This window comes from Thermosediminibacter litoriperuensis (genome assembly GCF_008124715.1).
Classification (GTDB): Bacteria; Bacillota; Thermosediminibacteria; order Thermosediminibacterales; family Thermosediminibacteraceae; genus Thermosediminibacter; species Thermosediminibacter litoriperuensis.
In genome coordinates, this window is sequence record NZ_VNHO01000008.1 from 92706 (window position 1) to 99257 (window position 6552).

Sequence of the window (6552 nt, forward strand, 5' to 3'; positions counted from 1 at the left end):
AGTAAAAGCGGCCGGGAGGTTGTTATAATGATTAAAGATCTGGAGTTCAGCATAAACCTCTACACCGAAGGGGAAAAGTTCTTCGATGTTCTGAAAGCCATTATAAGAGATTCGAAAAAATCCCAATGGCCTCACGAAAGGGAAAGAGCTGTGTATGCCGAAGAGTTGTTTAAAAGAGCTCTTGACACTTTTGAGGAGGCCATTCATATTGCCGAAACCAGGGTGGAAGAGGGCCTTCATATCGAACAGGATCTTAAAATAATCAAAGAACTGAAAGCCAAGCGCGACTACTGGAAGAAAAAATTAGAAGAGGTCGTCAGCGTTTCCCGCTGTTAATCCGATCGGAGGTGATAAGGTGAAGGTCGTTATAGGGGATATAACCAAAGCGGAGGCTGACGTTATCGTCAATGCTGCGAACGGGTTGGGTCCCATGGGTGGAGGGGTCGCCCTCGCTATTAAAAAGGCCGGCGGCAAGGTCATAGAAGACGAGGCTGTAAGAGTCTGCAGGGAGATGGACCCTCAGCCGGGCGACGTTTACGTCACCACTGCCGGCGGTCTAAAAGCTAAGTATGTTTTTCATGCAGTGACGATGAAAAAACCTGCAGAACCGTCCAGTGTAGAGATCGTTAGAAAATGCCTCCAATCGCTGCTTGAGAAGGCCAGGCAAATGGGGGTAAAATCCATGGTCTTGCCGGCCTTGGCCACCGGTGTTGGGGGTGTTCCCAAAAAAGATGTGGCCCGGGTTTACAGGGAGATCCTGGGAGGCGTAAAAGATATATACATAACGGTTATGGACATAAGCGGGGATTTCATTAAATATCTCGAAGGATAATTTTTAAGGAGGCTTTTATCTAAAAAAAGCCTCCTTTTTAATTGCTTACATTAATGGGGTATGTTTCCGAATGCTTGAGGGTTTCCTTGAAAATACTAAAATAAAAATGTGATCAAAGGAGGAAATGGGTATGGATGGAGCGAATAAAGATAAAGAAAAGGTCGGTGTAAAAAGACTTGTGCCCCATATGGATAGGCTGAGATTCAGGGGCGAGCTTGTCGACGACGAAAGGCCGGAAAAATACGAGTTGTCCGGGGAATTCGAGCTGAAGAATCCTATGAAGACGCCGCCCAATAATCTCACCGTGAAGAACCGAGAGAAAAAGGAAAAAGAATAAGGCGGGAGGTTGTTTGCACGTGTTGAATTCCATAAGGGAGACCAGGGCGGTAAAAGACGGTCTGCACAATATAATCCTGGAAATTCCCGAAAAGGTTTACCGGACCTTTTATGAAACCCTTAGCGAGGAAAACGCTTACGATATCCTGAAACAGTACCTCAATTACCACCAGGACGACGCGGTTCCGAGCGACGTAAAAATCCAGCACAATAGAAACGCCCATACGGTAAACATTTACGCCAATCTCCACTATTTAGGCAACGAAAAGACAAGGCCCAAGTATTATGCGGACGATGCAATGGGGGAGCAATAGTATGTAAAATACCGGATACTGACCATAACATTGCACCAGTAATTTGCTCGGTGCAATTAAATAAACTTAGAATAGGGGGTATCATTATGGCAAAAGTGACCTTCAACGCCAAAGTGGACTGGAAGGGCGGAATGGTAGCCGAAGGAACCGCCAGGGGATTTAAGGTTACCGTCGACGAACCCAAAAATCTCGGCGGAACCGATACCGCCATGAACCCCGTTGAGATGCTCCTGTGTTCTCTGGGGGGATGCATGGCCATTGTAGCCAGCGCATTCGCTCCGATGTGCGGCGTAGAATTGAAGGGGTTTTCCGTGGACCTTCAGGGAGACCTCGATCCCGACGGCTTCCTTGGGAAAAACCCGAATGTGAGAAAGGGCTTTTCCGAGATACGCTATAAAATGCACATAGTTTCCGATTCCCCGGAAGAAAACGTGAAGAAACTGTACAACCTGATACAGGAAAGGTGTCCTGTCAAAGATACCCTTCAGGGCGTACCCGTAACCGGTGAGATGGTTATTGAAAAATAATGTGGTGTAAAACTGCCGGAGTACTGTTCCGGCAGTTTATGTTTTCGCCGTTGACACCGATAAGCTGGTAAATTAAACTATATATAGCTCCAATACCGGTTTCGTGAAAAGGTGGATTTTCGCTATGATATCGAAGGATGGTTCACCAAACGAGCTTTTATTACTGCTCCTTTCGAAAAAAGGCCAGTACGTATCCGGCGAGGAAATCAGCGCGAGATTCGGCGTTAGCCGTACTGCGATATGGAAGCAGGTAAACCATTTGAGACAGGTTGGGTACGAAATAGATTCTTTGCCGAGGGTTGGTTATTGTTTGAAAAAATCGCCGGACCTTCTTTTGCCGGAAGAGATCATGGCCCAAATCAATCTTACGTTTCTCGGCCGCAGAATATATTATTACCCGACGACGGGTTCTACCAACGAAGAAGCGAAAAAAATCGCGGGAGAGGGTGCCCTCCATGGCTCGCTGGTGATAGCGGAAGAGCAGACCGGTGGAAAGGGAAGAATGGGAAGGGTGTGGATTTCTCCTCCGCGGGTGGGAATATGGATGTCGATCATCCTGAGGCCCGGTATACAGCCCTATGAAGCCCCCAGAATCACCATGACCGGCGCTGTAGCTGCGGCAAAAGCCATAAGAGAAAGAACGGGAGTCACCTGCCATATAAAATGGCCTAACGACATTCTGGTGGAAGGCAGAAAGGTGGCCGGCATTTTGACAGAAATGAGCGCCGATATGGACGGCATTAATTACGTTGTAATGGGCATAGGCATCAATGTAAACAATGAGGACTTTCCCGGCGAGCTGAAAGAAATCGCCACTTCGCTGAAGCTTGCCCGGGGCGAGGCCGTAGACCGGCTGGATATTTTAACGGGATTCCTCTCCCGTTTTGAGGACTGCTATAACTACCTCGAGGCAGGGGAGTTCAAAAAGATTCTTGAAGAGTGGAGGCTGTTGAGCTGCAACCTGGGCAGGCGAGTCAGGGTTGTAGGCAAGAATTTTGCCGTGGAAGGGATCGCCCTGGACGTGGACGACGACGGCGCTCTGCTCGTCAAAAGCGAAAGCGGCCAAGTGGAGAGAATCCTGAGCGGGGACGTTTCGCTGAAGGCATAAATCACCTCCCGGGTGTTAAAAATAATAGTGGAGGTGTGTCAGTAGTGGATGACAGGCAGAAGCAGATAGAAGAAATAGTGGATTTCGTAAGCCACCACAAGAATTCCCTTGCGAGTATCAACATCTGTTCCCGCATACTGGGAGATAAATTTGTGCGGGTCGACGACGAGGTTATACGAGAATTAAAGGTAAAACTGCCGAGGGCGGATAGCGAAGAACTCGAAGCTTTTTACTACATGATAAAATAAAAGGATAGAAAAGCTTTCCTTAATCGAGGAAGGCTTTTATTTTTTGCAGGAACTTTTTGAACAACTATAGAATATACTAAAATGATGTATATTTTTCCGTGAGGAGGATTTCTATGATAAAAATAATCCTGAACGGTGCTAGAGGGAAGATGGGAAAGACCATAGCGGAACTGGTTGAAAGAGAAGAGGACATGCGGATAGTGGCGGGAGTTGACATTGTGGCGGAAGCAGGGAAGTTTCCCGTATACGACAGCATTTTCAAAATAGAGGAAAAAGCCGATGTGATCGTGGATTTTTCTAACCCTAGAGCACTGGAAAATTTGTGCAGTTACGCCTCTTCCCGCAAAATTCCGATGGTGGTCGGGACTACCGGCTTTGAAGAATCACATAAGAAAATGTTAGTTGAGGTTTCGAAGGATGTACCGGTGTTTGTGTCCCACAACATGTCTTTAGGTGTGTTTCTTACCGTGATGCTGGCTCAGCAGGCCGCCCGGATCCTGGGCGATTTCGACGTAGAGATAGTCGAGAGGCACCACAACCAGAAAATCGACGCTCCCAGCGGCACGGCCCTTATGATAGCCGACGCCATAAAAGAAGTGAGAAGCGACGCCCATTACGTTTACTGCAGGGCTGACAAAAGGCAAAAGAGGGTTAGAAACGAAATAGGCATTCATTCCATCCGGGCCGGCAATCTTGTAGGTGAGCACAGAGTGATTTTCGGAGGAGAAGATGAAACGATTGAAATAAGCCATCTGGTAACTTCCAGAAGGGTGCTGGCGGCAGGTGCCCTGAAAGCCGCCAGGTTCATAATAACCCAGGCTCCCGGGTATTATACGATGGCCGATCTGGTAAAAATCCTGGAAAGCTAATTCAGTTTTCTTCCACAGTAAGGGCAGAAATTAAAGGCGGGATCGGCGTAACTTCCGCAATCCGGGCAGTAATTACCGTGGCCGAATACTTTATGCAGCCGGCTTGCATCTAATCTTGCGCCGGTTTTCAGTTCCTCGGCATAGTCCTTTTCTACCGCGTAAACAGCGGGACAGCACCTGTACTTTACAAAGTACCTCCTATTCCACTGAAAAATGGGGATAAAAAAGAAATGAAAGTAGGTAAAAACCTCTACTAATTCCGCCCTGGACAGCCTGCCGCACGATGGACATATTACCGCGTCGAATTCTTTGATAATCTTTTCCCTGTTTTGGATTCCGAAGATACCAAAAAAGAACATAGTCTTCCTCCCCGCACCTTAATGGTCACAGATTTAATTATAATACACCGGAACTCCTTCCGCCAGACAATTTTAATATCGGATATTTAAAGCGCCTCCAGAGTTACCAGGCTCTGAGCCTCTTGCCGGCGCTGTAAGCGTACCTTCCTCCTATATAAACTTCCCAGCTCGACACGGCTATAAATACCCCGGTTTCCCGGTTTCCCCGGATCTCGGGGTAACTGTCGCCCCTGGGCGCTATTACGGTGCCGGAAACCGCGAATGAAAGTTTTTCGGCAAAATTGCCGGCCAGGTTACAGCCAAACAGCATTATTTGAGGATTTGGAGAGAACAAGATCTCCCGTTTATTAATGAGCTCGGCCAGGTCGCTTATGTATGCGGCCTTAGCGGTGTCGTTCGGGCCGGGCTCGTCGTAAAAACCGCTCCAGTTGGTCATGATAATTCCCCTCGGGTAAGAATGGCTGAAAACTTTCATGAGGTGTATGGGACCGGAGGTTTTGGAAATATCGGATAGCATTCTTAAAAATTCCTTACCGTTACGTGGTTTTATCACCAGATGACCGGTTTTAAGCGCCCTGTAATCGAAAGCGCCTTCGTGGCCGTACCCGTGGGCAGAGACGGCGACAGCAACATTGGCCATTTTGTCTACCTCCCTAATTGAAAAGAAGCTTTCTATATATTATTCGTCGGTTAAGATTTTGGGCCCGCCTTTCGCACTTTTACCGCAACTTATATTTACCCCCGACCAAAAAGGGTGGTGCAGAATATTAGGATTGATAATATAATATTAAATTATGTGTATTATTTAACGTAAAGGCCGAGAGGAGAGGATATTAATTATGGAAATAGCGCCCGAAACAAATATAGGAAAAAGGGCTCTATTGCTGGCTATCACTTCAACTAGTGAAGAGGAAGAGGCGTTAAAAAAAGAGTTTACCGATAACGATTATATTTGTGCTGTTACAGGTATTGGTGGTGATTGCGATGAACTTAAAAAGCGGATTAATGTGGCCGTTATTGGAGCTTGCCTCAATAACAATATTATAAGTAAGACCCCGAGGGAAATACACGCCGTAATCCATGCCACGCTTGAAGCAAAAGAAGGGCTTTTACTAGGTGCTCCTAGCGGTGGTCATTTTGCCGGTAAGATTGCGGTGGTAAGACATAAAGACTGGCTGGCTGTAGCAATATATGGTCATTCTGCAATGCATATGATGACAAATCACGAAAGAGTAGGACTGGGTATTATGCATTTATAAAATATACATGGGTCTTACCTGCTTTTCAAAACGTAGCTTAAAAAAGATGCTTGCAATATAACCGGTAATATGTTATATTGAAAATAGTGAAATAGTAATTGCCATTTAGGTATAGTAAAAATTTTCGATACGTGAGAACATTTGATTGTGCAATTTTTCAAAAAATTATAGTTTATTTGAAAAGGCTTTAGTGAGAGAGTGTATGTGTGAGGGCCTAGATAGATTATTAGGAATCTATTTGGGCCCTCATTGTTTTCATCTATCCAAAGAAAAACGGCGTTTTAAGGTAGAAGGAGTGGAAAGATATGGACACGATGGAACAAAAGCTTGAAATTCTAAGACAAAAGAGGGAAGAAATAAGGCAAGGGGGAGGGGAAAAGAGGATCAAAAAACAGCACGAGAGCGGCAAACTCACCGCCCGGGAGAGGATCGAAAAACTCCTGGATGAAGGGAGCTTCGTGGAAATCGACGCCTTCGTGGAACACCGCTGCATAGACTTCGACATGGCGGAGACGAAAGCGCCGGGAGAGGGCGTCGTCACCGGCTACGGCACCATAAACGGAAGGCTCGTGTTCGTCTTCGCCCAGGACTTCACCGTAATAGGCGGATCCCTGGGTGAAATGCACGCCGCCAAGATTTGCAAAATAATGGACATGGCCTTGAAAATGGGTGCGCCCGTCATAGGCCTCAACGACTCCGG

Annotated in this window: 12 protein-coding genes; 10 read left to right on the forward strand and 2 right to left on the reverse strand. The window is 46.6% G+C overall.

The features are described 5' to 3' along the window. Positions 1 to 27: 27 nt before the first annotated feature. The 8 genes from LZ11_RS04920 (at position 28) to dapB (ending at position 4234) form a co-directional block, all read left to right on the forward strand. A complete protein-coding gene (locus LZ11_RS04920) occupies positions 28 to 336 on the forward strand; it encodes a hypothetical protein (RefSeq protein ID WP_148866791.1) in 309 nt (102 codons plus the stop codon). Positions 337 to 355: 19 nt separating this feature from the next. Beyond that, positions 356 to 832 (forward strand): macro domain-containing protein, encoded by a 477-nt coding sequence (locus LZ11_RS04925; protein WP_148866792.1) that lies wholly within the window; start codon positions 356 to 358, stop codon positions 830 to 832. A gap of 130 nt (positions 833 to 962) precedes the next feature. Then, positions 963 to 1169, forward strand: coding sequence for a hypothetical protein (locus LZ11_RS04930; RefSeq protein ID WP_148866793.1), 207 nt, complete (start codon positions 963 to 965; stop codon positions 1167 to 1169). A 19-nt stretch (positions 1170 to 1188) separates the two neighbouring features. Next, positions 1189 to 1482, forward strand: coding sequence for a hypothetical protein (locus tag LZ11_RS04935; RefSeq protein ID WP_148866794.1), 294 nt, complete (start codon positions 1189 to 1191; stop codon positions 1480 to 1482). Between the two features lie 86 nt (positions 1483 to 1568). Then, positions 1569 to 2009, forward strand: a complete 441-nt coding sequence (locus LZ11_RS04940; protein WP_148866795.1) for an OsmC family protein — start codon at positions 1569 to 1571, stop codon at positions 2007 to 2009. 124 nt (positions 2010 to 2133) lie between these two features. After that, complete coding sequence (locus LZ11_RS04945) at positions 2134 to 3117, forward strand: biotin--[acetyl-CoA-carboxylase] ligase (RefSeq protein WP_148866796.1); 984 nt, start codon at positions 2134 to 2136, stop codon at positions 3115 to 3117. 44 nt (positions 3118 to 3161) lie between these two features. Then, positions 3162 to 3365 carry a hypothetical protein gene (locus LZ11_RS04950; RefSeq protein WP_148866797.1) on the forward strand — a complete coding sequence of 68 codons (204 nt, stop codon included), beginning with the start codon at positions 3162 to 3164 and terminating at the stop codon, positions 3363 to 3365. A gap of 113 nt (positions 3366 to 3478) precedes the next feature. Next, positions 3479 to 4234 carry a 4-hydroxy-tetrahydrodipicolinate reductase gene (gene dapB, locus LZ11_RS04955; protein ID WP_148866798.1) on the forward strand — a complete coding sequence of 252 codons (756 nt, stop codon included), beginning with the start codon at positions 3479 to 3481 and terminating at the stop codon, positions 4232 to 4234. On the opposite strand, the gene LZ11_RS04960 is transcribed toward dapB, so the two are convergent. Further along, a complete protein-coding gene (locus LZ11_RS04960; protein WP_148866799.1) occupies positions 4231 to 4593 on the reverse strand; it encodes a zinc ribbon domain-containing protein in 363 nt (120 codons plus the stop codon). The genes dapB and LZ11_RS04960 overlap by 4 nt on opposite strands. A 103-nt stretch (positions 4594 to 4696) precedes the next feature. Further along, complete coding sequence (locus tag LZ11_RS04965) at positions 4697 to 5233, reverse strand: hypothetical protein (RefSeq protein ID WP_148866800.1); 537 nt, start codon at positions 5231 to 5233, stop codon at positions 4697 to 4699. A gap of 199 nt (positions 5234 to 5432) precedes the next feature. Between LZ11_RS04965 and LZ11_RS04970 the strand changes: the two genes are divergently transcribed. Both LZ11_RS04970 and LZ11_RS04975 read left to right on the forward strand, forming a co-directional pair. Continuing rightward, positions 5433 to 5852, forward strand: coding sequence for a HutP family protein (locus tag LZ11_RS04970; RefSeq protein WP_148866801.1), 420 nt, complete (start codon positions 5433 to 5435; stop codon positions 5850 to 5852). A 305-nt stretch (positions 5853 to 6157) separates the two neighbouring features. Further along, positions 6158 to 6552, forward strand: a 395-nt coding sequence (locus LZ11_RS04975; RefSeq protein WP_281282708.1) for a carboxyl transferase domain-containing protein, incomplete at its 3' end; no start/stop codon positions are given.